Origin of the sequence: Pseudomonas nitroreducens NBRC 12694, assembly GCF_002091755.1 — a bacterium.
In the GTDB taxonomy this organism is placed as follows: Bacteria; Pseudomonadota; Gammaproteobacteria; order Pseudomonadales; family Pseudomonadaceae; genus Pseudomonas; species Pseudomonas nitroreducens.
Genome location: NZ_BDAI01000001.1, coordinates 945,186 through 968,930 on the forward strand (window position 1 = coordinate 945,186; position 23,745 = coordinate 968,930).

Genomic DNA, 23,745 nt, shown 5'->3' on the forward strand with positions numbered 1-23,745 from the left:
GATGAGCGCCAACCCTGCCACACCCGATACACCTGCCCCCGACGAAGCCTCGCCACGAGCGGCATGGCTCGACTGGATCAACGCCAACCGCCAGGCACTCGGCCTGGGCGTAACCCTGGTGCTGTTCAGCCTGGCGTTGATCGCCTGCTACCACCTGCTGCGCGACATCGACGCCTATTCCCTGCACGACGCCCTGCTCGATGTGCCGACCACCGCGCTGGCCGGCGCGTTCGCGGCCACCGTCGTAGGCTTCATCTTCCTGCTCGGCTATGAATGGTCGGCCAGCCGCTTCGCCGGTGTGAAACTACCCACCCCGGCACTGCTGACCGGCGGCTTCTCCGCCTTTGCCATCGGTAATGCCGTGGGGCTGTCGATGCTGTCCGGCGGTTCGGTGCGCTATCGCCTCTATGCCCGGCTGGGACTGGGCGCCGGCGACGTCGCGCTGATGACCCTGTTTGCCAGCCTCTCGCTGGGCTGCGCCTTGCCAGTGCTGGCAGCCGTGGCCGCGCTGAGCGACCTCGCGGACGCATCGCTGGCCCTGCACCTGCCACAGTGGCTGGTGGCTGTCCTCGCGCTGGGCATCATCGCCTTCTGCCTGCTGCTGGTGGTGGCTATCGAACGTCGCCGCCTGCCGGAGCAACCCTCGCCGGACAGCCATCTGGTTCGCGTCGGCCGCCGCACGCTGCGCCTGCCCGGCCTGCGGCTGTCGCTGCTGCAACTGCTGATCACCGCGCTGGACGTTGCCGCTGCCGCCACCGTGCTCTATCTGCTGCTGCCCGAGGCCCCGCCCTTCGGCGCCTTCCTGCTGGTCTACCTGATCGCCCTGGCGGCTGGCGTGCTCAGCCACGTCCCCGGTGGCGTCGGCGTATTCGAGGCCGTACTGCTGGCCGCCTTCGCCGGGCAACTGGGTGCCGCACCGCTCGCCGCGGCGCTGCTGCTCTATCGCCTGATCTATGTCGTACTGCCGCTGATCGTCGCCTGCCTGCTGCTGCTGTTCCTCGAGGCACGCCGCATCCTGGTGGCCAAGCAGGCGGTACGGATCACCTCCGGCTTTGCCGCGCAGATCCTCTCGCTGCTGGTGTTCATCTCCGGCATCGTGCTGCTGTTCTCCGGCGCTACACCGTCCATCGATACCCGCCTCGACGAAGTCGGCTTCCTCGTCCCGCACCGCCTGATCGACGCCTCACACCTGGCCGCCAGCCTGATCGGCGTGCTCTGCCTGCTGCTCGCCTATGGTCTGCGCCGTCGCCTCTCCGCTGCCTGGGCGCTGACCCTCGGCCTGCTGATCGCCGGCGCTGCCTTGTCGCTCCTTAAAGGCTTCGACTGGGAAGAAGCCCTGATCCTCAGCTTCACCGCCGCCCTGCTGGTGATCTTCCGCAGCGCCTTCTATCGTCGCAGCCGCCTGATGGACCTGCCCTTCTCGCCGCTGTACCTGGGCGCAGCCGCGTGCGTCATCGCCGCTTCCATCTGGCTGCTGCTGTTCGCCTACCAGGACGTACCTTACAGCCATGAGCTCTGGTGGCAGTTCGCCCTGGACGCCGATGCCCCGCGCGGCCTGCGCGCCGCCCTGGGCAGTTGCCTGCTGCTGGCCGCCCTGGCGCTGTACTGGCTGCTGCGCACCGCGCCGCCGGCGATCCACGCGCCCACACGCGAGGAGCTGGACAGCGCAGCCGGCATCCTGTCCAACTCCGCCCAGCCCGACGGCGGCCTGGCCCTGTCCGGCGACAAGGCGCTGCTGTTCCATGAGGGCAACGACGCCTTCCTGATGTATGCCCGCCGCGGCCGCAGCCTGGTGGCGCTGTTCGATCCGATCGGCCCGGCACAGGCCCGCGCGGAGCTGATCTGGCAATTCCGCGACCTTTGCGACCTGCACCACGCCCGCCCGGTGTTCTACCAGGTGCGAGCGGAGAACCTGCCGCTGTACATGGATATCGGCCTGACCGCGCTCAAGCTCGGCGAAGAAGCACGGGTCGACCTGCGCCGCTTCGACCTGGAGAGCAAGGGCAAGGAGATGAAAGACCTGCGCTACACCTGGAACCGCGGCCAGCGCGACGGCCTCAGCCTGGAGTTCCACGACGCCGGCCAGGCGCCGATGGAGGAGCTGCGCGCCATCTCCGATGCCTGGCTGGGCGGCAAGAACGTCCGCGAGAAAGGCTTCTCCCTCGGCCGCTTCACCCCTGAATACCTGCACTATTTCCGCATCGTCGTGGTCCGTTTCCAGGGCCGCGCCGTGGCTTTCGCCAACCTGCTGGAAACGTCCGGCAAGGAACTGGCGAGCATCGACCTGATGCGCGTCGTCCCCGATGCGCCCAAGCTGACCATGGAGTTCCTCATGCTCGGCCTGATCCTGCATTACAAGGAGAGCGGGCATACCCGCTTCAGCCTCGGCATGGTGCCCCTGGCCGGCTTGCAGCCGCGCCGCGGCGCCCCGCTGACCCAACGTCTCGGCGCGCTGGTGTTTCGCCGGGGTGAGCAGTTCTACAACTTCCAGGGGCTGCGTCGCTTCAAGGACAAGTTCCAGCCCGACTGGGAACCCCGTTACCTGGCCGTGCCCGCCGGACTGGATCCGCTGGTGGCCCTGGCCGACACAGCCGCCCTCATCGCAGGCGGCCTGAGTGGATTGGTAAAACGCTGATATGTTGAAACGACGCTGGCGACACCTGCTCGCCCTTCTCCTGCTGATCGTCATTGCCGTCGGCCTGCTGCTATGGAGCCGCCCGGCCCCGCAGGCCTCCCTGGACCACCGCCAGTTGCCCGACGGCAGCGCCGCCAGCCTGGCCAACCCCGGCAAGCAGCCCAATGCACGCGTGCTGCTGGCCGTGCAGGCCGACCAGAAACTGGACGACGCCCAGTTGCTGGCCCTGGCCCACGACAGCGGCGCCCGTGTGGTGCAGTTCGTCTTCCCGGAGAACGACTGCAAGGCCCAGCAGGCTCGCATCCAGGCCGCTGGTGAACTTCTTGACGGCCAGCCGACCCTGGTTGCCGGCATCGGCCCCGGCAGCGCCTGGGCCTTCCGCTGGCTCGCCGGGCAGACCGACGACAAGGCCAAGGCGCTGTCCGTGGGCTTCTCTCTGGAGAAACCCGACTGCGCCGCCTCGCCTCTGCCGCAGACCGCTCCGCACGGCCACTGGCTGGCTGCCTGGAATGACAACCCGGACGATGCCAGCGCGCGCTTCGCCCGAGGCCTGAAAAACGCCGAAACGGTGATCACCGACTACGACGCGCCGCTGCCCAAGGTCCTCGCCGATCAACTGCGCCAGCAGCTGCAAGGTGGCGGCGATAACGTGCCGGTGGTGGAAGTCCCGGCCGCCAAGCCCTCGGAAACCGTCACCCTGTTCTATTCCGGCGACGGCGGCTGGCGCGACCTCGACCGCGACGTCGCCGCGCAGATGGCCGAGCTCGGCTACCCCGTGGTGGGCGTCGATGCCCTGCGCTACTTCTGGGAGCACAAGACCCCGGAGCAGAGCGCCGCCGACCTTGCTCTGCTGATGCAGCACTATCGCGAGAAGTGGGGCGCCAAGCACTTCGTGCTGGCCGGCTACTCGTTCGGCGCCGACGTGCTGCCGGCGATCTACAACCGCCTGCCGGCGGACGCCAAGAAGGACGTCAGCTCGGTGATCCTGCTGGCCTTCGCCCGCAGCGGCAGCTTCGAGATCGAGGTGCAGGGCTGGCTCGGCAAGGCCGGCCAGGAAGCGTCCACCGGCCCGGAAATGGCGCGCCTGCCCGGACCGAAGGTGCTCTGCGTGTACGGCGTGGAAGAAAAGGACGAGAGCGGCTGCACCCAGCCCCAGGCCGTGGGCGAGAACCTGCAGTTGCCCGGCGGGCACCACTTCGACGAGGACTACCCGGCCTTGGCCAAAAGACTGGTGAATGCCATCCGCTCCCGCCAGTCAGCCGACGACGAAGGCTGACCGACGTCAAAAGGGCCGCACATAGCGGCCCTTTCACTTTGCCTTCATGGTGTTTCAGGCACATTTAAGGTTCTATGCTCAGACTGACAAGCCCGTCGCCAGAACGGGGCGTCACGATAACCGAGCCAAACAAGGAACCGTCATGAGCCTGTCCAAGACCCCGTCCCGTTACGGCAGCCTGTCCATTGCCATGCACTGGATCATGCTGGTGCTGATCGCCGCCACGTACTTCTGCATGGAATACCGCACTAACTTCCCCAAAGGCAGCGACACCCGCGCGCTGTTTTCCCAATGGCACTTCATGCTTGGGCTGAGTGTGTTCGTGCTGGTCTGGCTGCGCCTGATCGGCCGCTTCATCTACCCCACCCCGCCCATCGTTCCGGCACCGCCGGCCTGGCAGATGGCGCTGGCAAAGCTCGCGCACCTGGCACTGTACGGCCTCATGATCGGCCTGCCGCTGGCCGGCTGGATCATCCTCAGCGCCGCCGACAAGCCGGTGCCGTTCTGGGGCATGGAGCTGCCGCACCTGGTGGACAAGAACCCGGACCTGGCCAAGCAGGTGAAGTACTGGCATGAAACCATCGCCGTGCTCGGCTACTGGCTGATCGGTATCCACGCGTTGGCCGCGCTGTTCCACCACTACATCAGCCGCGACAACACCCTGGTGCGCATGCTGCCGGGCAAGGGCGAGGCAAAGCCGGAGTAATCGCCCCGCCGCGCAGCGCCGACCAGCCGTGAGCAAGGTCTGCTCCTGCAGGGAAAGCTGCACTTCGTAGGAGCTTGCTCGCTCCTACGAAGTGCAGTCCTGACGATAGGGCAGCGCAGCACGGGCCTCCTCGGCATAGGCCAGGATGCCCGCCCTCTCCCCTATCAGGAACTCCTGCACCGCCTCGCGCAGTCCGGGATGTCCCAGGCGGTGCCAGGAGCGGGTGATCACCGGCTCGAAGCCACGGATCAGCTTGTGCTCGCCCTGCGCTCCGGCGTCGAAGCGCTGGAGGCCGTGGCCGATGGCGAAGTCCAGGCCCTGGTAGAAACAGGTCTCGAAGTGCAGGCGGTCGAACTCCGCCAGGCAGCCCCAGTAGCGGCCGTACAATGTATCGCCGCCGAGCAGACTGAAAGCCATGGCCACGGGCCGGCCATTCTGGTGAGCGAAGACCACGCGGATCGCCTCGGGCATACGCTCGCCGATCAGGCTGAAGAACGCCCGGCTCAGGTAGGGCGCCTGCCCGCGGACCTCATAGGTGCTGCTGTAGCAGGCATAGACGAAGTCCCAGTGCGCTTCGGACAGCTCGCGCCCTTCCATCCAGACGAAATCCAGCCGCAGCCCGGCGACCTGCTCACGCTCCTTACGGATCTGCTTGCGCTTGCGTGAGCTGAGTGCATCGAGAAAGTCCTGGAAGTCGCGGTAGCCGCGGTTGCTCCAGTGGTACTGGCAACCCAGGCGCTCCAGCCAACCGTCTGCAGCGTCCAGCAGGGCATCGGCGGCAGCATCGGTGAAATTCACGTGCACGCCGGAGCAATGCCCTTCGTCCACCTCGCCCGCCAGCGCGCCGACCAGGCTCAGCGCCGCGTCCGGCGCGCCGAGCAGGCGAGCGCCGCCGACCGGGGTGAAGGGAATGCCCACCAGCAGCTTGGGATAGTAGGGAATGCCGGCGCGCAGGCAGGCATCCGCCCAGCTCCAGTCAAACACGTACTCGCCGTAGGAATGGCTTTTCAGATAGGCCGGCGCCGCGGCGAGCAGACGGCCATCGTCGGCCAGCAGCACCCGGTGGGAAGGTTTCCAGCCGCTGCGGCCGCCGACGCTGCCGCTTTCCTCCAGGGCGGAGAGAAAGCCATGGCGCAGGAACGGCTGGTCGTCCGGCAGCAGGGCGTCCCACTGGCGGGCGTCGACTTCGGCAAGGCGGGAAAGGGTCTGGATAGGCATGGCCGACAGTCTGGCGCGAGGCGCGAGCGAAGGGAAGATTCAAGCGGGAAAACTCGCACGCCGGTGACATTCACGTTCGTCGGTATCCGCCGGAGAGGCCGGCAGAGTGGTCTATGTTGGGGGTTAGCAAGGCTTGCCGGCGCACGACGCCAGCACCGTTCCGCTCGCCACACGCCCTCGCGGGCTGTTGGCGACCAGCCAGGAGGACGCCCCATGAGCCTGATGCAATGCGAGTACCGCAAGTACACCATCACCGCCGATGTCGTCGAGCATCCCGGCCTGCCCACTCCCTGGGCCGGCGGTTGCCACATCACCGCCCCGGACGGCCAGACCACCAAACGCAAGACGCTACCGGTGGAGTTTGCCTTCATGTCGGATCTGCAGAAGGCCCAGCACGCTTCCATCGCCCACGGCAAATGGCTGGTGGACCAGAACCTGGACCACGACCGTCGGCTGTTCTGATCTCTAGCTGTTCACGTAGCCCGGTTCTTCGCTGACCGGCGCACCGACTGGCAATGGCGTCAGGCTCACCTGAAGCGCCAGGAACTCCTGCGCGGATGCCCGCCAGGTCTGCCCGCGCGCCCACTGCGCGCAGGCCTGGCGATCCAGCTCCAGCGCCCGCAGACAGGCGCTGCGCAAATCCGCGTCCATCACCCCGGTGACGCCGTCCTCCAGGACATCCAGCGGCCCCGTCACCGGGAACGCCGCCACTGGCGTACCGCAAGCCAGCGCCTCGACCATCACCAGGCCGAGGGTGTCGGTCAGCGATGGGAAGGCCAGCACACTGGCGCTGCGATAGGCCTCCGCCAGTTCGTCGCCGTGCCGATAGCCGAGGAACTCCGCCTGTGGATAAGCCGCTTGCAGCTCCGCGCGCTGCGGGCCGTCGCCCACCACGCGCTTGCGTCCCGGCAGGTCGAGCGCAAGGAAGGCTTCGAGATTCTTCTCCCGCGCCAGCCGGCCGACATAGAGGAATATCGGCTCCTGCAGCGGTGCGCCCTCCCCCGGCTGAAAACGCTGGAGATCCACGCCCTTGCGCCACAGCGCCAGATTGTCGAAAGCGTGATCGGCGAAAGCTCCGCGCATGCGCTCGCTGCTCACCAGCACGGCCTGGCTCGGTGCATGGAAGCGGCGCAGGAAGGCGTAGCCCCAGGCCAGCGGCAGCCAGGGCCAGCGAGTGTTCACGTATTCGGGAAAGCGCGTATGGATGGCGCTGCTGAACTTCATCCCGCGGCGCACCAGCCAGCGCCGTGCAGCCCAGCCCAGCGGGCCTTCCGTGGCGAGGTGGACGCAGTCCGGGGCGAAGTCGGCGATCTTCTCGCCGACTGTCCACAGGTTCCACGCCAGGGGGATTTCCGGGTAGCTCGGGCAAGGCCGGTGACGAAAATCCTGCGGGGTGATCAGGCCGACCCTGTGCCCCATTTCCTCCAGCTCGGCCACCAGTGCCCGGAGGCTGGTGACCACGCCGTTGACCTGCGGCAGCCAGGCATCGGTGACGATCAGCAGCCTCATGCCGCCGACTCGACCACCGCAGGCGCCTCGGCGCGCACCGGTTCCTCGGCCAGGCGGTAAAGCTCGATGCTGCCATCCCAGTGCTCGATCAGCGCCGAGCAGGATTCCACCCAGTCACCGCAATTGAGGTATTCCACCTCGCCGATCTGGCGGATTTCCGCGTGGTGGATGTGCCCGCAGACCACGCCGTTGAGGCCGCGCTTGTGCACCTCGTGGGCGATGGCTTCCTCGAAGTCGCTGATGAAGTTCACCGCCGTCTTCACCTTGTGCTTGAGGTACGCCGACAGCGACCAGTAGCCGTAGCCATAGCGGCTGCGCCAGTGATTCAGCCAGCGGTTAAGCGTCAGGGTGAACTCGTAGGCGGAGTCGCCGAGGAAGGCCAGCCACTTGTGGTAGCGCGTGATGACGTCGAACTGGTCACCGTGGATCACCAGCAACTGGCGGCCGTCGGCGGTGGTGTGGACGATCTCGTCGACCAGGCGGATGTTGCCCAGCAGCAGCGAGGAATAGCGGCGCAGGAACTCGTCGTGGTTGCCGGTCACGTAGATCACCTCGGTGCCCCGCTTGCTCATGGTCAGCAGGCGGCGGATCACGTTGGTGTGCGCCTGCGGCCAGAAGATGCCGCCGCGCAGCTTCCAGCCGTCGATGATGTCGCCCACCAGGTAGATGCGGTCGGCGTGGTAGCGCTTGAGGAAGCCGGCCAGATGCTCGGCCTGGCAGTCGCGGGTGCCGAGGTGGACATCGGATATCCACAGGGTCCGCACCCGTTGTTTCTTCGTCGGCGTCATGCGTTGCGCGCTGCTCATCGTCGGCGACCTCCAGAGGGGTTTCTCCGAGTGTCGGCCGCCGCGGTGAAGCCAACATGACCGACTGGCGACAGTCCCGTGACAGGCCGCGGCGCGCTAGACTGTCCACCTGCCCGCCAGCTTCGGAAAGCAGTTCGCATGAACCCGATCCTCTCCCTGCGCCACTACAGCCACGACCATCTCGCCCATAGCCACAGCCATGCGCAGCTGGTGCTTGGGCTGTCCGGCAGCCTGGATTTCGAAGTGGGCGGACGCGGCAGCCTGGTGACCCGGCAGACTTTCGCCGTGGTGCCGCGTGACGAGCACCACGCCTGCGCCAGCCCCGACGGCAGCCGCTGCCTGGTGGTAGATCTGGAGGACGAAGATAACCTGCTCGCCGCCCTGGGCCTGCACAGCGACGCCGGCCGCCGCCTGCTGGAAACCCCCGGCCAGCGCCTGCTCAACAACGACCAGGCGCAACTGGTGCACTGGCTGGCCGGCAGCCCCCTGCATGACCCGGTGCTGGCGCGCCAGGGTGCGATCCTCCTGCTCGCCAGCCTCGCCGCCGGCCAGCAGCGCGTGGAGGAACCTACGCAATTGCCGTTGGCCAGCCTCGACAGCTACATCGACCGCCACGCCGCGCACCCGCTGCAGGTGGCCGACCTGGCGCGGCTCGCCGGGCTTTCCGCCGCGCGCTTCCATGCCCGCTTCCTCGCCGAGACGGGGCAGACGCCCATGGACTACGTGCGCCAGCGCCGCCTGCAATTGGGCCGCGACCTGCTGCGCGGTTCGCACCAGTCGGTCGGCGAGATTGCCGCACAAGTCGGCTACGCCTCGCAGAGCGCCTTCACCGCCGCGCTGGTGCGCCAGTTCGGTACCACCGCGCGCCAGCTTCGCCAGGAGGCGCGCGACAATTCCCGCTAGCCGCGCGACAGACAGCCGCGCGCCCAGGGCCTAGACTGCCGGCCATCGAACCCAATAACCCAACGGGAGCAGCGATGTCGGCAGACACTATCGAGTGGCAGGATTTCGAGCGCGTCGAACTGCGCGTGGGCACCATCGTCCAGGCCGAACCCAACGTGAAGGCGCGCAAGCCCGCCTACATCCTCCAGGTCGACCTCGGCCCGCTGGGGATCAAGACCTCCAGCGCACAGATCACCGCGCACTATGAAGCCAACGAGCTGATCGGCCGCCAGGTGCTCTGCGTGTGCAACTTCGAACCCAAGTCCATCGCCGGTGTGCGCTCGGAAGTGCTGGTCACCGGCGCCTACGACAGCGACGACAAGGTGGTGCTCGCCGGTTTCGACAAGCTGCTGCCCAATGGCGCGCGGCTGGCCTGATCTTCGACTCACCGCGCGCCAGCCAGCCCGGCGCGCTTGCCTCTTTCCCGACAAGGCCCCGCCACAGCAATCGGCGGGAGCTCAGGCATGAATCGCATTACCCAACTCACGCCCCGCGGCGCCCTGATCGGCCTGCACATCGGCGCCCTGATGTTCGGGCTGTCCGGCATCTTCGGCAAACTCATCCTCGCCGGCCCCCTGGTCATCGTCTTCGGCCGCGCGCTGTTCGGCTCGCTGTCGCTGGCGGCGGTTTTCGCCGGGCATCTACGGCAGCAGAAGCGACCTACGCTGAAACAGGCCGCCATGCTGCTGGGTGGCGGCGTGCTGCTGTGCACCCACTGGCTGACGTTCTTCCTCGCCGTGAAAGTCGGCAACGTGGCGGTCGCCACCCTCGGCTTCGCCAGCTTCCCCGCCTTCACCGTGCTGCTGGAAGGCCTGCTGTTCCGCGAACGCATCCGCAAGGGTGAATACCTGGTGGTGGCGCTGGTGTGCATCGGCCTGGTGATGGTCACGCCGACACTGGACCTGCGCGACGGCGCCACCGCAGGCCTGCTCTGGGGGACACTCTCCGGGCTGCTGTTCGCCCTGCTGTCGCTGGCCAACCGGGTCAGCGTGCGCGGGATCGACCCAATCCAGGCGGCGCTGTGCCAGAACCTGACGATCATCGCCTGCCTGCTGCCGCTGGTGCTCTTCGAGTTGCCCGCGATTCGCGGCATGGACTGGTTGTGGCTGGTGGCGCTGGGCGTCCTCTGCACCGGTGTCGCCCACAGCCTGTTCGTCGCCAGCCTGCGGCTGATCAAGGCACGCACGGCGGCGGTGATCTTTGCCCTGGAGCCGGTCTACGGCATCGCCTTCGCCGCCGTGCTGTTCGGCGAGGAGCCGAGTCTGCGGATGCTGGCGGGTGGCGTGCTGATCATCTTCGCGACCTTCCTCAGCGCACGCGGCTCGCATTAACGACCTGCAGGAGCGAACTTGCTCGCTCCTGCACTTGCCGGGTAGTGAATACGCTGAAAAGGAAGGCTGCCCCGCAGCGCGCGTATCTCGAACCTTGCCCCGGGGAGGGACTGCCAAGGATTCATCGCACGACAGCCTGCGAGGCGGCCTGTTCGGTGTGGTGCCTGTGGATAAGGCGCCGAGATTGGGTGAACCTTTCCACGACGCCGGAGGGGGCGAGGCAGCTTCAGCTCTGGGCGCAATGATCGCGCGTCTGCCCTGCCTGGAACGTCAGCACTGGGTAAAGAGTAGGTAAAAGGTCCGATACACGGGCTATCAAGCCTGTTGCAGCAACCACCGGCAGTAACGCTGCACCCCTTCCTCCACGCCCATCATCGGCGCGCGGTAGCCCGCCTCGCGGAGGAAGGCGATATCGGCGCAGGTGTAGCACTGGTACTTGCCGCGCAACTCGTCCGGGAACTCGGTGTACTCCAGCAGTCCATCGCGGATCGCTGCGTCCAGGGTCAGCGGCTGCAGGTCCTGCTGTTCGCGCAGGGTGTTGATCACCGCCAGCGCCACGTCGTTGAACGGCTGGGCACGGCCGCTGCCGAGGTTGAAGATGCCGCTGCGCTCGGGGTTGTCGAGGAAATGCAGGTTGACCCTGGCCACATCCTCCACCGAGACGAAATCGCGCAGGTGGCCGCCGGCCGGGTAGTCGCCGTACTCGCCGAACAGCTTCACCTTGCCGGTCTCGCGGAACTGGTTGAAGCAGTGGAAGGCCACCGAGGCCATGCGCCCCTTGTGCTGCTCGCGCGGGCCGTAGACGTTGAAGTAGCGGAAGCCGGCCACCTGGGTGCGCGCCGTGGGCAGCACCTTGCGCACGCGCTGGTCGAAGAGGAACTTCGAGTAGCCGTAGACGTTCAGCGGCCGCTCGCAGGAGCGCGTCTCGCGGAACTCCTGGCCGCCGCCATAGACCGCCGCCGACGAGGCATAGAGGAACGGCACGCCCAGGGACAGGCTGGCGTCCAGCAACTCGCAGCTGTAGCGGTAGTTGTTGTCCATCATGTAGCGCCCGTCGCGCTCCATGGTGCTGGAGCAGGCGCCCTGGTGCAGCAGCGCACGCACCACGCCGAAGCGTCCGCGAGCGTAGCGCGCAATGAAATCGCCCTTGTCGAGGTAGTCGCTGATGTCGCAGTCGGCGAGGTTGGCGAACTTGTCACCCTCGGTCAGATCATCGACCGCGATGATGTCGGTCTCGCCGCGCTGGTTCAGCGCCTTGACGAGATTGCTGCCGATGAAGCCGGCGGCGCCAGTGACAATGATGCTCATGAGGGCACCTCCTGTGGAGAATGGGTGTCCTCAGACTAAGAGTGGTACGCGCGTACCCCGTTGATATGAAGCAAGGAAGTTAGCCAGCTATCGAATGGTTCCGCCGACCGGTACCGCGACGCTTCAGGAGCGATCGTTATGGCCCAGGTCGCGCTGCGGATCGATGCGGTCGCGCACGCGCTGCTTGAGCACCTTGGCCTCGGGGAAACCACCGTCGACCTTGCGCTCCCAGATCTGCTCGGCGTCGCAAGTGATGTGGAAGACCCCGCCCGTGCCCGGCACCAGGCTGACCTTGCCCAGGTCGTCGCCAAAGGTGCTCAGCAGTTCCTGGGCCAGCCAGGCGGCGCGCAACAGCCACTGGCACTGGGTGCAATAGGTGATGACGATTTCGGCTTTGGCTTCGGACATGAATCAGACTCTGCAGTAGGACGCGAACCTATAATACCGCTCTGAAATGCCCTACCGGACTCTTCTCTTCATGCGCCGACTGCTGTTCGCCCTCCTCCTGCTCCTTCCCCTCGGCGCCCTGGCGGCGAACACTCCACCGAAGATCGGCCTGGTCCTCTCCGGCGGCGCAGCGCGCGGCCTGGCGCACATCGGTGTGCTGAAGGCGCTGGACGAACAGGGCATCCACGTCGACGCCATCGCCGGCACCAGCATGGGCGCAGTGATCGGCGGCCTGTATGCAGCGGGCTATACGCCCAAGGAGCTGGAACAACTGGCCCTGGGGCTGGACTGGAAGGAAGCGCTGTCCGACTCGCCGCCGCGGGTCGACGTGCCCTTCCGCCGCAAACAGGACGACCGCGACTTCCTGGTGAAGCAGAAGCTCAGCTTCCGCGACGACGGCACCCTCGGCCTGCCGCTGGGGGCCATCCAGGGGCAGAACCTGTCGATGCTGCTGGAAAGCCTGCTGGTGCACACCAGCGATACCCGCGACTTCGATCAGCTGGCGATTCCCTTCCGCGCGGTGGCCACCGATATCTCCACCGGCGAGAAAGTGGTGTTCAGCAAGGGCCACCTGCCCCAGGCGATCCGCGCCAGCATGTCGATCCCGGCGGTGTTCGCGCCGGTGGAGGTCAACGGCAAGCTGCTGGTGGACGGCGGCATGGTCGACAACATCCCGGTGGACGTGGCCCGGCAGATGGGCGTCGACGTGGTCATCGTGGTCGACATCGGCAACCCGCTGCTGGATCGCAAGCAGTTGGCCACCGTGGTGGACATGCTCAACCAGTCCATCACCCTGATGACCCGCAAGAACTCCGAAGCACAGCTGGCCACCCTGAAATCCAGCGACATCCTGGTGCAGCCGCCGCTCAGTGGCTACAGCTCAACCGACTTCGGCCGCGTGCCGCAGCTGATCGACGCCGGCTACCGCGCCACCAGCATCCTCGCCCCGCGCCTGGCAGCGCTGCGCAAACCCGCCGACGCCCAGGCAGTGGCACTGAACGAGGCGCGCACACCGGGCGAGCGCCAGCCGCTGATCGACCGCATCGAGGTGGAGAACAACTCCAAGGTCAGCGACGACGTCATCCTCCATTACATTCGCCAACCGCTGGGCGAGCACCTGGACCTGGAACGCCTGCAGCGCGACATGAGCACCCTCTACGGCCTGGATTACTTCGACCAGGTCCAGTACCGGGTCGTGCACCGCAAGGATGGCAACGCGCTGGTGATCCACGCCTATGGCAAGCGCGGCGGCACCGACTACCTGCGCCTGGGCCTGAACCTCTCTGACGACCTGCGCGGCGACAGCACCTTCAACGTCGGCGGCAGCTACCGCATGAACGGTATCAACCGCCTCGGCGCGGAATGGCTGACGCGCCTGCAGATCGGCGACCAGCAGGAGCTCTATAGCGAGTTCTACCAGCCGCTGGACGTGGGCTCGCGCTACTTCGTCGCGCCCTACCTGTTCAACGAGGCGCAGAACGTCGAGGCCACCGACAACGACGACCCCATCGCCGAGTACCGCCTGGAGCGCTATGGCTATGGCCTGAACCTCGGCCGGCAGATCGCCAACAACGGCGAGATCCGCCTCGGCGTGGCCCAGGCCTTCGGCAAGGCCGACGTACGCGTGGGCGAGCAGGACCTGCCGGACTTCCACTTCACCGAAGGCTACGCCGAGCTCAAATACTCCTTCGACACCATGGACAACGTCGACTTCCCCCGTGAAGGCGAGAACATCCAGACCTCCTTCCGCGAACACACGCCGTCCCTGGGCGACGACGACCGCTACCGGCAATGGGATTTTCGCCTGGACAAGGCGCTGAGCAGCGGCCCCAACACCTGGGTGCTGGGCGGCGGCTACGGCCGCACCATCGATGACGCCGAGGTGGTGGTGTCGAGCTTCCTGCTCGGCGGCGCGCGGCAACTTTCCGGTTATCGCCAGGACGCATTGGCCGGACAGAACTACAGCCTCGGACGGGTCATCTACTACCGGCGCATGACCGAGCGATCTTTCCTGCCGCTGGACTTCCCCTTCTACCTGGGCGGCAGCCTGGAGCGAGGCAGGGTGTGGAACAACGACAACAGCTACGACACCGGCTACGTCAACGCCGGCAGCATTCTCATGGGCTTCGAGACACCGCTGGGGCCGCTGTCCTTCAGCTACGGCCTGAACGATGCCAGCGAGCACGCGGTGTACATCAACCTGGGCCGTAACTTCTGAGCCGGTCTTGTAGGAGCGAGCTTGCTCGCTCCTACAAGAGCCTTCGCGCCCGATCCTCGGGAGGTAAGCAATGTCGACCTCTCGCAAATGAAAAAGCCCGGCAAGTGCCGGGCTTCTTCATTCAGACAGCGGATCAGGCAATCAGCGCCAGCAGCTCGCGCGCTTCGGCCTTGGCCTTGGAGTCGCCGCTGGCGATCACCTGCTTGAGGATGCCGTAGGCTTCTTCCAGGTTGCCCTGGTCGATGCATTTGCGCGCACGGTCGAGGCTGGCCAGCAGCTCGTCATGCTCGTGGCCGATGTCGTCGGGCAGGTCGAAGGTCAGGTCGTCCTCCACCTGGGCCTTGCTGCCATGACCGAACATCTCGCCGTGCTCGCCCAGATCCAGCTCGGTGATTTCCGGCAGTTCATGCAGGTTGCTGCGGAAGTCCGATGGCACTTCCTGGGTGGCCTTGGAAGCAGCCTTGCCCTGCTTGGGCGACTCGAAGGGGTTGTCGAGCTTGTCCCAGTCCAGGTCCAGCGACAGGTCGCTGAGGTTCATGGCGAAGTCCGGCTGGTCCTGCGCCGCCTTGGGCTGCTCCACGGGCGCAGCCACCGGTTCGCCCAGCTCGAGATCGTCCCAATCGGTCAGCGTCTCCCCGGTGGGCGCCTGGAGGGTGTCTTCCGGGCGGATCAGCATCGCCGGGTAACGCGACTTGAGCTGGTCGATCTGTTTCTGGTCGCCGCCGACAGCCACCAGGGCGTGCTCTTCCTCATGGAAGCCCGCCACGTCACCCAGCTCGGCCAGCACCAGCAGCAGCTTCATGCGCAACTCGCGGCGGTTCGGCTCGGCATTGACGGCCTTGCGCAGCATGTCGCGGGCCTGGTTGAAGCGGCCGTAAGCGATATAGATGTCCGCACCTTCCAGGCTGTCCGCGCTGGCGGCCGGCAGCCGGGCGACGCCCGGTTCCGGAGTGGCGATCACCACCGGATGCGGAACCGGTACCGGGGCCACGACGGCAGCAGCCAGCGGTTTGGCCGGCGGAAGCGGTCTGACTGGCTCGGCAGCCGCCTGCAGGGGCGGCATCTCGACCGGTTTTTCCTCGCGCTTGCGGCGGGCGAACAGCAGGCCGACCAACAGTGCGCCGAGAGCACCAGCGCCCAGCCATGGCCAGTAGTTGAAACCGCTGTCCTGCGCGTCCTGCACCGGAGTCGCCGGCTGGGCAACGCTCGCAGCCGGGGCATCCTGCTGCGCCGGCGCCACCGCATTGGGGGCAGCGGGAATGGCATTGGTTGGCGCACTGGCCGCGGGAGCATCGGCTGCCGGGGCATTACCCGAGGCAGCTTCGCCCTGGCGGCGATCCAGCTCGGCCTGCAGCGTTTGCACCTGCTGGTCGCGGCTCTGCAACGCCTGCTGCAGAGACTCCAGCTGCTTCTGCATGTCGTCCATGCGCTGGTTCAACTGGTCGCGCTGGGCGTTGGCCAGGAGCAGGTCGGCCTCGACCTTGGCGGCATCGGCTCCACCGGCCGGCGCGGCGGTGTTGCCCGGTGCCTGGGGCGGGGCAACGGCTGCGGGCGCGGCCGGCGTAGATGCTTCTGTTGAAGCGGCCTGCGGAGCGGGCGCGGCAGTATTACCGGCGAGCTGCTGGCCCTGCGGCAGGATCAGCGTCTGGCCGACCTTCAGTCGATGCGGATCGCCATTGACGAAGGCCTGCGGATTCAGCGCGACGATGCTGTCCATCAGTTGCGAGCGCGAAACGCCAGTGCCGCTCAGGCGCGAACTGATCTTCCACAAAGTGTCATTGCGCACCGTGGTGTAGCGGCCGTCGCCAGCCGGCAACGACGGTTGCGCCGGAGCCCTGCGTACAGGTTCCGTGCGATACCCGGAAGCCCGCGAAGGCGCCGGCACGCTGGTCGCCAGATTGGCGGCCAGGCTGCGGTTGGCGCTGTACTCCGGCGGATCGATCAGCACGGTGTATTCGCGCAGCAGGCGACCGTTGGGGCGCTCCACGGCGATCAGGAAATTCAGGTAAGGCTCGTGTACCGGCTGCGTGGACACCACCTTGATGTAGCCACGGCCGTTGCGAATCACCGGGGTGAAGCGCAGGTTCTGCAGGAACACGAAGCGGTCGACCCCGGCATTCTCGTAGTCCGCGGGGCTGGCGAGCTTGGCCACCAGTTCGTCGGACGTCATGTCGCCGGTCTGCAGCAGAGCGATCTCGGCATCCAGCGGCTGGTTCAGGCCGGAATGCAACGTGATTTCCCCGAGACCGAGGGCATTCGCGTGAGCGGATACAAAAACCGACAGTGCGGCCAGCGTCAGCGGAATTCTCTTTATTCGAGCCATAACCCCATCCCATTGTCCGGGTCTGCACGCCATTCCCTGACCACTCGAAAGCAGCAGGCTGAACCTGTCCTCACACCTGAAGCCATGCCGGACTGCAGACCGTCACGCACTACCCACTGTACCTTGCAGAGTACAGGCCGTCTGATATCACGGATTAGGTGGTGCGCTGGATTTGGTCAAGATAAATCGTCGAAAAACCGGCGAATGGTTGGGGAGTGGATAGCGAATGGCCAGCAGCCCCACAAAGGACCGCCAGAAAAATGGCTACTTTACCTGAATAACGTGATGAATTGCTCAGTTCCGCTCAAGATTGCCGAGAATCCGACTGAGCGTTTTCTGGCACAGGGCGATTTCATCTTCGGTAATGCCCGCCAGCACTTCGTTGCGAACCGCGGCGGCGATATTCTCGATGTCGGTGATCAGCACGTCTGCCTTGGGGGTCAGGGCGATACGCTTGGCGCGACGGTCTTCGGCCACGGCTTGCCGCCGGACCAGACCTTGGGCTTCGAGGCCGTCCAGCAGCCTGGCCAGCGTCGGACCTTCGACCCCGACCGATTGCGCGAGCTCGCGCTGCGTGGGTGCGGCCGAGTGGCGCGCCAGGTGCAGCAGCACCAGCCAGCGCGCCTGGGAAAGTCCGAGATGACTGAGACGGCGGTCGAGTTCAGCCCGCCATGCCACGCGAAGCCTGGGCCAATTGGGTACCGAAGTAGTGCTTATCGTTATCTGACATTGCGTCGGGCTTTCTACTGAGAGAATCGAGGATGAGTCGGCTAAGTTGATTTGACTAATTATTAGCCAGCTAATCAAGCCCGTACAATGACAGATTGTCGCAGGGTGTGACCTCGGGCCTCACCATTTCGCATATTGGTCTTCGACGAAGCCCCACAGATTGTCGATACGCACCTCGGCCTGCCCTGCCGGCTTCAGCACGCCACTGAAGCGCCCGAAGATCTGCTTGAAGTTGCTCGCCAGCACGCCGAGGTTCAGGCGTTCCTGGTGCAGGCCGTGGGCTTCGAAGCGCAACTCGACCTGGCCGTCATAGGAACGGATGGTCCAGGGCTGCAGCGGATGATCGCGGTCGAACTCGAAACGCACCGTATCGACCTTCACCAATTGGCCGTCGAGCCAGTAGCAGTTCTCGGTGAAGCTGGTCTCGTTGACCCCGCAGGACAGATTCAGGCCGACACGCCGCCCCTGCGCCTCGCCGGACAGGCACGCCCAGTTCCAGAACGTCTCGCGGCGCATGTAGCCGGCGGACCAGTCGTGGTGGGCGTAGGCATCCAGCTCCCGCAGGTCGTAGTCGCCCAGCGCGCTGCGCACTTCGCCATGGCAATGCACGCCGGCCACCTTGCGGGCGTAGACCCAGCCGTTGACCGCCGTCGGCGTGCAGATACTCATGGGTTCGAACGCCGGCTGCTCCTCGCTGAAACGGGCGTCGATGCGGGTGCCGTCGTCCAGTTCCACCAGGAGGCGCTTTTCCAGGGGCGAGGAACCATTCTCCAGGCGCAGCAGGTTGCGCCCCTGGCGCAGTTCACAGACACCGTCGTTGGGCGTCTGCGAGAAATTCGAGCCCTTGCCCAGCGGGCACTTGAACTGGCGCTCGATCATCCGCCCGCTCTCGGGGTGGTAGAGGTAGACGAAGCCGATGGACAGCAGGCTGAGGTCCGCCAGCGCGCAGCCGCCGATCAGCGTCGGGCTGATCAGGCCGAAGTACTGGAACTGGTGGAAGCTGCGCCACTTGCTCAACGCGCCGAGACGGCGCCCCATGGGCGAGCGGAAGTCAAAGTCGCGGTGATTGATGGTCGCCGGGGTGCCGGGGAAGATGCCGTAGTGCGGTTGGCCGTTGGGCTGGATCAGCTGCTGCATGGGCGCGGGCTCGGAGGCAAGGTGCGGCGAATCCTAGCACCGCGCCTGCGCACGCCGCAGTCACGCACGGCGCCAGCTCGGGGGACGGAATGGGCCATCAGGCGACAACCTGGTTGCGCCCGAACGCCTTGGCCTCGTAGAGCGCACGGTCGGCGTGCTCGTAGATGCTGCGCAGCGGATGCCCTGTCTCCGGCCAGAGGCAGGAGACACCGATGGACAGCGTCACCTCATCCGCCGTCAGCGATCCTTCGTGGACGATGCCCAGGCCCTGCACCGCTCCGCGCAACACCTCGGCACGCTCCCTCGCCTCCCGCTCGCTGGCGCCATAGAGCAGCACGGCGAATTCCTCGCCGCCCAGGCGCACAGCCATGTCCAGCGGGCGCCGGGCGCTGGCCATGAGCACCTCGCCGATACGCTGCAACACACCATCGCCGGCCTGGTGGCCGTAGCGGTCGTTGTAGGCCTTGAAGTGGTCGACATCGCAGAGCAGCAGTGCCAGCCCCACGCTCTCGCGCTGCGCCTGGCGCCACAGGCGCTCGAGCTGGCGATTGAAACTGCGGCGGTTGTGCAGGCCGGTCAGCGCATCGTGCTCGGCCATGACCTTGAGCAGGCGGCTGATCAGGAAATGCTGGCGGGACTTGTAGTCCAGCAGGTAGCAGCCCACTGCGCCGACCAGGTTGCCGAACAGCAGGAAGACCACATTGCTGATCAGCTTGGGCAACGGCAGTCCCGCATACAACTCGAAGCCCACGTAGGCCAGCAGGATCACGGAAGCGCTGCCCACCGCCTCGGCGAAGCGCAGGCCGATCAGAAAGTAGGCGGCCATGCTGACCAGCAACAGGCCTTCGTAGGGATAACTCTGGTCCACTGTGTGGGCGATGCCGGCGACTGCCGCCGCGCCGATGCCGACGCTGAGGATGCAGGCCAGGCTCAGCGGCACCAGCAGGTGGATATGGCGACGCTGCAGGATCAACCCGCCGCAGACGGTCAGCAGCACCAGCACGCCGATGCGCACGGCAAGCATCTGCCAGTGTTCGGGGCCACGGATAAGGAGGAAATCGATGGCCGCCAGCGCCAGCCAGATCAGCACGCCGATGGTCAGCGCGGTGCGCTTGAGGTCGAAGCTGTCTTCGAGCAGGTAATGACGGTACTGGGTCTCGAGGTCGGGCTCGAAACGCAGGCGGCGAAAGCCCCGGGAGAGCTGTTCGGCATAGGCATTGGAGCGGACGTCGTCCAGCCAGCTTTGTTGTTGTGGCACGCTCACCTCTTCTCGTGGAGGTCTAAGTGCCACCATAGCTGTTCGGGACGTGCGTCACAAGTTTGTCGTTTTGCCCCGTCACGAAACTGACGGATCAGTGCAATCACCAGCGATCGTCACGGGAGTTCCGGTAGCGGTCGTGGTCGTGGTCGTAGTAGGAGCCATTGCAATAGCGGCGCTCGGAGCGATTGTGATGCTTGCGGCAGTCTCGATCATCGTCCTTGGACATGATGACCAGCCCTGCTACCAGCGCGACCGCCGCAACGCCGATCAAGGCGTTCTTGCCACCTTCGGTCAGACCGCCACCACTGGCACATCCGCTGAGTTGCCCGACGACCAGCAGCCCCGCCACTACCCGCACCCAGCTCGCCATCTGTCACTCCGAAAGTGTTCCGTACTGACAGATAGGACTGGTGGAAAAAGGCGCCGTTGCTGGCACATTGATATTTCATCTGTAACGCCGTATTTCGGCGCGATCAGACTTCCAGCTCGGCCTGCAGGGCGGCGCGCACGCAATGCAGAACGCCCAGCGGGACGCGGCCCTCGAACAGCTCGGCGATCGCTGTCACCGGCGGCAGCTCACCGTCCTCGTCGAGGAAGGCGTCCTGGATTTCACCGAGCAGTTCCTCGGGCAGGTCCAGCGCCTGTTCCAGGCCCAGCTGCTGCTTGCCGATGGCCTCGGCCAGCAGGCTATAGACGTTCTTCTCGCTGCAATCGAGCTGGCGGGCGATCTGCGCCGGGGTCATGCCGGCGCGGGCCAGGGTGACCAGTTCGTGGCTGAGGTCGGCCACCGGTGCCGGGGTGGCGGGCGCCGCCTCGGACTCGGTGAGCACGTCGAGGAAGGCCTGACCGTAGCGCTCCAGCTTGCGCGCGCCGACGCCACTGACCTGAGCCATGGCGGTGAGCGTGGTCGGCTGGCTGCGCAGCATCTCCAGCAGCGTCGCATCGGGGAAGATGACGTAGGGCGGCACCGAGTGCTCCTGCGCCAGCTTGCGCCGCAGGGTGCGCAGGGCTTCCCACATCTCGCGCTCTTCCTGGCGCACCAGCTGGCTGGCCGAACTGGCCCCGCCAGAAGAGGACGACTTGTTGCGCTGCGGCTTCGGATCACGGCGCAGGGCCAGCGTCTCTTCGCCGCGCAGCAACGGACGGCAGGCCTCGGTCAGGCGCAGGCCATTGAAGCCGTCGACGTCCACATCGGCGAAGCCACGGGCGACCAGTTGGCGGAACAGCGTGCGCCATTCGTCCTCGGCGCGGGATTTGCCGATGCCGAATACCGCCAGGTGCTGGTGGCCGACGCTGCGCACCTTCTCGGTGTCCTTGCCCAACAGCACGTCCACCAGATGACCGACGCCATAGCGCTGGCCGCTGCGGTAGATGGCAGACAACGCCTGGCGCGCGGGCTCGGTGGCGTCCCAGGTCTCCACGCCATCGACGCAGATGTCGCAATGGCCGCAGGGGTTGGGCATCACCTCGTCGAAATAGGCCAGCAACGCCTGGCGGCGGCAGCGGGTTTCCTCGCACAGCGCCAGCATGGCTTCGAGCTTGTGCCGCTCGACGCGCTTGTGGCGCTCGTCGCCCTCGGAGTTCTGCATCATCTGCCGCAGCAGCAAGACGTCCTGCAGGCCGTAGGCCATCCAGGCATCGGCGGGCAGGCCGTCACGGCCGGCGCGGCCGGTTTCCTGATAATACGCCTCGAGGCTTTTCGGCAGGTCCAGGTGCGCGACGAAGCGCACGTTGGGTTTGTCGATGCCCATGCCGAAGGCGATGGTGGCGACCATGATCAGCCCTTCCTCGTTGAGGAAGCGCTTCTGGTGATAGGCGCGCAGGTCGTTGGACAGCCCGGCGTGGTAAGGCAGCGCCGGGAAGCCCTGGGCGGAGAGGAACTCGGCGACCTCCTCGACCTTCTTGCGCGACATGCAGTAGACGATGCCGGCATCGCCCCGGCGCTCGGCGAGGAAGCCCAGCAACTGCTTGCGCGGCTGCTCCTTGGGCACGATGCGGTAGAAGATGTTCGGCCGGTCGAAGCTGGAGAGGAACTGCTCGGCGTCCTGCAGGTGCAGGCGCTGGATCATCTCCTCGCGGGTGCGCATGTCCGCCGTGGCGGTCAGGGCAATGCGCGGCACGTGCGGGAACAGCTCGGCGAGCTGGCCCAACTGCAGGTATTCGGGACGGAAGTCATGGCCCCACTGCGACACGCAGTGCGCCTCGTCGATGGCGAACAGGCCGATCTCCAGGCGTTGCAGGAAGTCCAGCATGCGCGGCTGCACCAGGCGCTCGGGCGCCAGATAAAGCAGCTTGATTTCGCCACGCTGAAGGCGAGCGGCGATTTCGCGCTGGGCCTCGGGGCTCAGCGAGGAGTTCAGCGCCGCCACCGGCACGCCCAGTTCATCGAGTGTGGCGACCTGGTCTTCCATCAGCGCGATCAGCGGCGAGACCACCACCGTCAGGCCGTCGCGCAGCAGCGCCGGGACCTGGAAGCACAGCGACTTGCCGCCGCCGGTGGGCATCAGCACCAGGGCATCGCCGCCGCTGGCCACGCGCTCGATGATCCGCGCCTGATTGCCGCGGAAGGCGTCGTAACCGAAAACGTCTTTGAGGATGCGCAGTGCCTGATCGAGCATGGGGGACTCCGAATGAAGCCGCGCATTATACGCAAGCCGTCCGCCCACGGCCGGCACCTTGTCCGGGAAACTGCGGAAAAATCCGTCACATGCGTCCGAACCCCGCGTCGGCTCAGGCTGCACGGGCATTTGGCTTTTGCCGCGGGCCCCCGGAAGGACTACAATTCGGGACCGATCACCTCCGAGGTAGTACCCGATGTCCTTCGCCGACCAATTGTCCCGCCTGCAAGCCTTTCTCGATGCCGATGACCTGCACGAGGAAGCCTTGGACTACGTGGCGGCACACGGCTACCTGACCGCCCTGGCGATCTGCCCGGAGGAAGTGCCGGAGCGCGAGTGGATCGACGCCCTGTTTGCCGAGCCGCCGCACTACCGCAGTGAGGAAGAGCGCAACGAAATCGAATCGACCCTGGCCCAGCTCAAGGCGCACATCATCCGCCAGATGGCCGGTGACGAAGAGCTGGAGCTGCCCTGCGAACCCTACCTGGGCGACGAGCCGGACGACTCCGACATCCGCGGCTGGTGCATCGGCTTCATGGAAGGCGTGTTCCTGCGTGAAGCGGTGTGGTTCGAGCAGGCCGAGGAAGAAGTCAGCGAGCTGCTGCTGCCGATCATGGTCGGTTCCGGCCTGTTCGACGAACAACCCGAGTTCGACGAGATCGCCAGCGACCGCGGACTGGTGGATGACATGGTCGCGCAGATTCCCGAACTGCTGACCAACCTGTTCCTGCTGTGCCAGGCCCCGGAAGAGAAACCGGCCCTGCTCAAGCCCCGCACCCACTGATCCACTGCCGGAGCCGCGCAACGCGGCTCCGGATTCGCTACGCGTACGTCGATGCCACGAGAAATCCGCCAAAGCCGTCACGCCTGGGTTCGCTACTGCCTGCTGGGCATCGGCTGGCTCAGCGTGGCACTGGGCGTGATCGGCATCTTCCTGCCGGTACTGCCCACCACGCCCTTCCTGCTGCTCGCCGCCGCCTGCTTCATGCGCAGCTCCCAGCGCTTCTATGACTGGCTGGTGAATCACCCGAAACTCGGCCTGTGGATTCGCGACTACCTCGACGGCGAAGGCATCCCGCTCAAGGGCAAGGTCTACGCCATCGGCCTGATGTGGTGCAGCATCCTCATTTCAGGGTTCATCGTGCAGCGCCCCTGGGCCTGGGCGTTCATGCTGACCAGTGCGACGCTGGTGAGCATCTACCTGATTCGGACGAAGACGCGGCGCCTGGATTGAGTCCGCTGCGGGCTCGAAAACCCTCTCCCCAGCCCTCTCCCGGAAGG

The 23,745-nt window shown here is 66.1% G+C and carries 20 protein-coding genes and 1 pseudogene; 10 read left to right on the forward strand and 11 right to left on the reverse strand.

Annotated features, from left to right (window positions below; translation table 11 throughout):
- Position 1: 1 nt before the first annotated feature.
- The 3 genes from mprF to PNI01S_RS04475 all read left to right on the forward strand — a co-directional run bounded on the left by mprF (position 2) and on the right by PNI01S_RS04475 (position 4,617).
- The gene (gene mprF / locus PNI01S_RS04465; protein WP_084357496.1) at positions 2 to 2,635 is read left to right on the forward strand and encodes a bifunctional lysylphosphatidylglycerol flippase/synthetase MprF; all 2,634 of its coding nucleotides are present in this window, start codon (positions 2 to 4) and stop codon (positions 2,633 to 2,635) included.
- Position 2,636: 1 nt separating this feature from the next.
- A complete protein-coding gene (locus PNI01S_RS04470) occupies positions 2,637 to 3,911 on the forward strand; it encodes a virulence factor family protein (RefSeq protein ID WP_084357497.1) in 1,275 nt (424 codons plus the stop codon).
- Positions 3,912 to 4,053: 142 nt separating this feature from the next.
- Complete coding sequence (locus PNI01S_RS04475) at positions 4,054 to 4,617, forward strand: cytochrome b (protein ID WP_024766128.1); 564 nt, start codon at positions 4,054 to 4,056, stop codon at positions 4,615 to 4,617.
- Between the two features lie 84 nt (positions 4,618 to 4,701).
- Here PNI01S_RS04475 and PNI01S_RS04480 read toward each other — a convergent pair whose 3' ends face one another.
- Positions 4,702 to 5,835, reverse strand: a complete 1,134-nt coding sequence (locus PNI01S_RS04480) for a GNAT family N-acetyltransferase (protein ID WP_084357498.1) — start codon at positions 5,833 to 5,835, stop codon at positions 4,702 to 4,704.
- A gap of 213 nt (positions 5,836 to 6,048) precedes the next feature.
- Between PNI01S_RS04480 and PNI01S_RS04485 the strand changes: the two genes are divergently transcribed.
- Positions 6,049 to 6,297, forward strand: coding sequence for a hypothetical protein (locus PNI01S_RS04485; RefSeq protein ID WP_024766130.1), 249 nt, complete (start codon positions 6,049 to 6,051; stop codon positions 6,295 to 6,297).
- 3 nt (positions 6,298 to 6,300) lie between these two features.
- On the opposite strand, the gene PNI01S_RS04490 is transcribed toward PNI01S_RS04485, so the two are convergent.
- Positions 6,301 to 7,344 carry a glycosyltransferase family 4 protein gene (locus PNI01S_RS04490; protein WP_143514242.1) on the reverse strand — a complete coding sequence of 348 codons (1,044 nt, stop codon included), beginning with the start codon at positions 7,342 to 7,344 and terminating at the stop codon, positions 6,301 to 6,303.
- Entirely contained in the window at positions 7,341 to 8,150 is an 810-nt protein-coding gene (locus PNI01S_RS04495) for a UDP-2,3-diacylglucosamine diphosphatase (protein ID WP_084357499.1), read from the reverse strand. The genes PNI01S_RS04490 and PNI01S_RS04495 overlap by 4 nt, the downstream gene beginning before the upstream one ends.
- Positions 8,151 to 8,288: 138 nt before the next feature.
- Between PNI01S_RS04495 and PNI01S_RS04500 the strand changes: the two genes are divergently transcribed.
- The 3 genes from PNI01S_RS04500 to PNI01S_RS04510 all read left to right on the forward strand — a co-directional run bounded on the left by PNI01S_RS04500 (position 8,289) and on the right by PNI01S_RS04510 (position 10,423).
- A complete protein-coding gene (locus PNI01S_RS04500; protein ID WP_038803312.1) occupies positions 8,289 to 9,053 on the forward strand; it encodes an AraC family transcriptional regulator in 765 nt (254 codons plus the stop codon).
- 74 nt (positions 9,054 to 9,127) lie between these two features.
- On the forward strand, positions 9,128 to 9,469 hold the full coding sequence (locus tag PNI01S_RS04505; protein WP_084357500.1) for a tRNA-binding protein: 342 nt from the start codon (positions 9,128 to 9,130) through the stop codon (positions 9,467 to 9,469).
- Positions 9,470 to 9,556: 87 nt separating this feature from the next.
- The gene (locus PNI01S_RS04510) at positions 9,557 to 10,423 is read left to right on the forward strand and encodes a DMT family transporter (protein WP_084357501.1); all 867 of its coding nucleotides are present in this window, start codon (positions 9,557 to 9,559) and stop codon (positions 10,421 to 10,423) included.
- Between the two features lie 315 nt (positions 10,424 to 10,738).
- Here the strand turns inward: PNI01S_RS04510 and rfaD are convergent, their stop codons facing one another.
- Positions 10,739 to 11,731, reverse strand: a complete 993-nt coding sequence (gene rfaD, locus PNI01S_RS04515; protein WP_024766133.1) for an ADP-glyceromanno-heptose 6-epimerase — start codon at positions 11,729 to 11,731, stop codon at positions 10,739 to 10,741.
- A gap of 123 nt (positions 11,732 to 11,854) precedes the next feature.
- The gene (locus tag PNI01S_RS04520) at positions 11,855 to 12,139 is read right to left on the reverse strand and encodes an Rdx family protein (protein WP_024766134.1); all 285 of its coding nucleotides are present in this window, start codon (positions 12,137 to 12,139) and stop codon (positions 11,855 to 11,857) included.
- Between the two features lie 70 nt (positions 12,140 to 12,209).
- Here PNI01S_RS04520 and PNI01S_RS04525 point away from each other — a divergent pair, with 70 nt between their 5' ends.
- Positions 12,210 to 14,396: a patatin-like phospholipase family protein gene (locus PNI01S_RS04525; protein WP_084357502.1), complete on the forward strand. Its 2,187-nt coding sequence runs from the start codon at positions 12,210 to 12,212 to the stop codon at positions 14,394 to 14,396.
- Between the two features lie 133 nt (positions 14,397 to 14,529).
- On the opposite strand, the gene PNI01S_RS04530 is transcribed toward PNI01S_RS04525, so the two are convergent.
- The 6 genes and pseudogenes from PNI01S_RS04530 to recQ all read right to left on the reverse strand — a co-directional run bounded on the left by PNI01S_RS04530 (position 14,530) and on the right by recQ (position 22,464).
- On the reverse strand, positions 14,530 to 16,752 hold the full coding sequence (locus PNI01S_RS04530) for a FimV/HubP family polar landmark protein (protein WP_478369161.1): 2,223 nt from the start codon (positions 16,750 to 16,752) through the stop codon (positions 14,530 to 14,532).
- Positions 16,753 to 17,013: 261 nt separating this feature from the next.
- Positions 17,014 to 17,449 (reverse strand): annotated as a pseudogene (gene slyA / locus PNI01S_RS04535) (transcriptional regulator SlyA).
- Between the two features lie 119 nt (positions 17,450 to 17,568).
- On the reverse strand, positions 17,569 to 18,585 hold the full coding sequence (locus PNI01S_RS04540; protein WP_037010095.1) for a DUF2804 domain-containing protein: 1,017 nt from the start codon (positions 18,583 to 18,585) through the stop codon (positions 17,569 to 17,571).
- Between the two features lie 97 nt (positions 18,586 to 18,682).
- Complete coding sequence (locus PNI01S_RS04545) at positions 18,683 to 19,879, reverse strand: GGDEF domain-containing protein (protein ID WP_065085948.1); 1,197 nt, start codon at positions 19,877 to 19,879, stop codon at positions 18,683 to 18,685.
- A gap of 67 nt (positions 19,880 to 19,946) precedes the next feature.
- Positions 19,947 to 20,216 carry a hypothetical protein gene (locus tag PNI01S_RS04550; protein ID WP_084357504.1) on the reverse strand — a complete coding sequence of 90 codons (270 nt, stop codon included), beginning with the start codon at positions 20,214 to 20,216 and terminating at the stop codon, positions 19,947 to 19,949.
- Between the two features lie 103 nt (positions 20,217 to 20,319).
- Positions 20,320 to 22,464, reverse strand: a complete 2,145-nt coding sequence (gene recQ / locus PNI01S_RS04555; protein WP_024766141.1) for a DNA helicase RecQ — start codon at positions 22,462 to 22,464, stop codon at positions 20,320 to 20,322.
- A gap of 196 nt (positions 22,465 to 22,660) precedes the next feature.
- Here recQ and PNI01S_RS04560 point away from each other — a divergent pair, with 196 nt between their 5' ends.
- Together PNI01S_RS04560 and PNI01S_RS04565 are read left to right on the forward strand one after the other, a co-directional pair.
- Positions 22,661 to 23,248 carry a UPF0149 family protein gene (locus tag PNI01S_RS04560; RefSeq protein ID WP_065085950.1) on the forward strand — a complete coding sequence of 196 codons (588 nt, stop codon included), beginning with the start codon at positions 22,661 to 22,663 and terminating at the stop codon, positions 23,246 to 23,248.
- A gap of 51 nt (positions 23,249 to 23,299) precedes the next feature.
- Positions 23,300 to 23,698, forward strand: a complete 399-nt coding sequence (locus PNI01S_RS04565) for a YbaN family protein (protein WP_084357505.1) — start codon at positions 23,300 to 23,302, stop codon at positions 23,696 to 23,698.
- Positions 23,699 to 23,745: the final 47 nt, after the last annotated feature.

Excerpts from the sequence above, each read along its gene's own strand:
- mprF (WP_084357496.1), top strand. The coding sequence starts at position 2 with ATGAGCGCCAACCCTGCCACACCCGATACACCTGCCCCCGACGAAGCC.
- PNI01S_RS04470 (WP_084357497.1), top strand. The coding sequence starts at position 2,637 with ATGTTGAAACGACGCTGGCGACACCTGCTCGCCCTTCTCCTGCTGATC.
- PNI01S_RS04475 (WP_024766128.1), top strand. The coding sequence starts at position 4,054 with ATGAGCCTGTCCAAGACCCCGTCCCGTTACGGCAGCCTGTCCATTGCC.
- PNI01S_RS04480 (WP_084357498.1), bottom strand. The coding sequence starts at position 5,835 with ATGCCTATCCAGACCCTTTCCCGCCTTGCCGAAGTCGACGCCCGCCAG.
- PNI01S_RS04485 (WP_024766130.1), top strand. The coding sequence starts at position 6,049 with ATGAGCCTGATGCAATGCGAGTACCGCAAGTACACCATCACCGCCGAT.
- PNI01S_RS04490 (WP_143514242.1), bottom strand. The coding sequence starts at position 7,344 with ATGAGGCTGCTGATCGTCACCGATGCCTGGCTGCCGCAGGTCAACGGC.
- PNI01S_RS04495 (WP_084357499.1), bottom strand. The coding sequence starts at position 8,150 with ATGAGCAGCGCGCAACGCATGACGCCGACGAAGAAACAACGGGTGCGG.
- PNI01S_RS04500 (WP_038803312.1), top strand. The coding sequence starts at position 8,289 with ATGAACCCGATCCTCTCCCTGCGCCACTACAGCCACGACCATCTCGCC.
- PNI01S_RS04505 (WP_084357500.1), top strand. The coding sequence starts at position 9,128 with ATGTCGGCAGACACTATCGAGTGGCAGGATTTCGAGCGCGTCGAACTG.
- PNI01S_RS04510 (WP_084357501.1), top strand. The coding sequence starts at position 9,557 with ATGAATCGCATTACCCAACTCACGCCCCGCGGCGCCCTGATCGGCCTG.
- rfaD (WP_024766133.1), bottom strand. The coding sequence starts at position 11,731 with ATGAGCATCATTGTCACTGGCGCCGCCGGCTTCATCGGCAGCAATCTC.
- PNI01S_RS04520 (WP_024766134.1), bottom strand. The coding sequence starts at position 12,139 with ATGTCCGAAGCCAAAGCCGAAATCGTCATCACCTATTGCACCCAGTGC.
- PNI01S_RS04525 (WP_084357502.1), top strand. The coding sequence starts at position 12,210 with ATGCGCCGACTGCTGTTCGCCCTCCTCCTGCTCCTTCCCCTCGGCGCC.
- PNI01S_RS04530 (WP_478369161.1), bottom strand. The coding sequence starts at position 16,752 with ATGGCGTGCAGACCCGGACAATGGGATGGGGTTATGGCTCGAATAAAG.
- PNI01S_RS04540 (WP_037010095.1), bottom strand. The coding sequence starts at position 18,585 with ATGCAGCAGCTGATCCAGCCCAACGGCCAACCGCACTACGGCATCTTC.
- PNI01S_RS04545 (WP_065085948.1), bottom strand. The coding sequence starts at position 19,879 with ATGGTGGCACTTAGACCTCCACGAGAAGAGGTGAGCGTGCCACAACAA.
- PNI01S_RS04550 (WP_084357504.1), bottom strand. The coding sequence starts at position 20,216 with ATGGCGAGCTGGGTGCGGGTAGTGGCGGGGCTGCTGGTCGTCGGGCAA.
- recQ (WP_024766141.1), bottom strand. The coding sequence starts at position 22,464 with ATGCTCGATCAGGCACTGCGCATCCTCAAAGACGTTTTCGGTTACGAC.
- PNI01S_RS04560 (WP_065085950.1), top strand. The coding sequence starts at position 22,661 with ATGTCCTTCGCCGACCAATTGTCCCGCCTGCAAGCCTTTCTCGATGCC.
- PNI01S_RS04565 (WP_084357505.1), top strand. The coding sequence starts at position 23,300 with ATGCCACGAGAAATCCGCCAAAGCCGTCACGCCTGGGTTCGCTACTGC.